This window comes from Pseudomonas sp. UYEF17 (assembly GCF_040546125.1).
Taxonomy (GTDB): domain Bacteria; phylum Pseudomonadota; class Gammaproteobacteria; order Pseudomonadales; family Pseudomonadaceae; genus Aquipseudomonas; species Aquipseudomonas putida_Z.
In genome coordinates, this window is record NZ_JBEPNE010000048.1 from 1 (window position 1) to 1,315 (window position 1,315).

Genomic DNA, 1,315 nt, shown 5'->3' on the forward strand with positions numbered 1-1,315 from the left:
CCGCTTGTGTCTTGATGAGGGATTAAAATCTGGAGTGAGAGCGGTGAATGACAAGCTGAATGCCGCAGGTGCCATGAGCACGAGTGGGAGCACAAGCTGTCATTCACCGTTCCACTTTGGCGAGAGCCCGAACAGTTGGATGCGGCTCTGATCTCGAATCACAAGCGTGGGCCAAGCCAAAGTCCTCTCACAGTGTTGAGTTTAGGAGGGTTTGGTGATGGCGTCCTTCCTGGGTATTGATGTTTCCAGTCGATCACTCGATGCGCTGGTGCGGCCACAGGGCATAAAAATCCATGTGAGCAATGATCGGGCAGGCTTCGAGGAGCTGCAGCGAAGCCTTGGCGGGCGCAGTATCAAGCGCGTTTTGCTGGAGGCCACGGGCGGCTACGAGCGAGATGTCATGCATTTCTTGCAGGATGGCGGCTACAAAGTCATACGCGTCAATCCCAGGCGAGCCCGAGCGTTCGCAGAATCCATCGGCGTCAAAGCCAAGACCGACGCCATCGATGCCGAAGTACTGGCCCACTACGCTGAGGTCATTCCAGACCAGTCCACCCTGCGGATCAGCCCGGAACGTGCGCTGTTGCGGGAATTGCTGCAGCAACGTGATCGGCTGGTTCAGCAGCGTGATGACGATCTGAGGCGCCTGAAACAGGCGCAGTCCCGCATGGTGTCCGACTTTCTGAAAGCCAACCTCCAGCACTTCAAATCGCAGATCAAGCTGGTTGAGCAAGCGATCAGCCAGCAAGCGGAAGCCCTGAAAGATGAACGGGTTACTCAGCTGGTCCAGGTCAAAGGCATTGGGCTGGTTACGGCGGGCAAGCTGGTAACGCTTCTGCCAGAACTGGGGCGTGTCGAGTCTAGAGAAATAGCCTCATTGGTCGGGGTGGCGCCCTTCAACCACGACAGCGGAAAATTCGTGGGCAAGCGCTCTATCTCAGGCGGGCGGTTTGAGGCCAGGCGATCGTTGTACATGTCATGCCTTGTGGCGATGAAGTACAACCCAGCACTCAAGGCTCGTTATGAGGCACTGCGCGAACGAGGAAAAGTTGCCAAGGTCGCTATCGTAGCCTGTATGCGGGTATTCCTCGTACGGCTCAATGCCATGCTCAGGACTGGCGAGCCTTGGCTGGATCTGGTCTTGCCACAGCCTAAGCGGACCTAGATCAGGAAACCGACGTAATTCATATGAGAGCGGGCTTGCCCACCAAGCCAATACCGCGCCGGATGGCACGGGCTTCGCCCGTGTTCGCGGGACAAGCCCGCTCCCACAGGTGACGCGCTAGATTTTAGAAATTGAGCAAGACAGTTGCTC

1 protein-coding gene is annotated in these 1,315 nt (G+C 57.0%); it reads left to right on the forward strand.

What is annotated here, in order from left to right; genetic code table 11:
- Positions 1-217 precede the first annotated feature (217 nt).
- Positions 218-1,165 (forward strand): IS110 family RNA-guided transposase, encoded by a 948-nt coding sequence (locus ABIB24_RS26735; RefSeq protein ID WP_274080011.1) that lies wholly within the window; start codon positions 218-220, stop codon positions 1,163-1,165.
- Positions 1,166-1,315 lie beyond the last annotated feature (150 nt).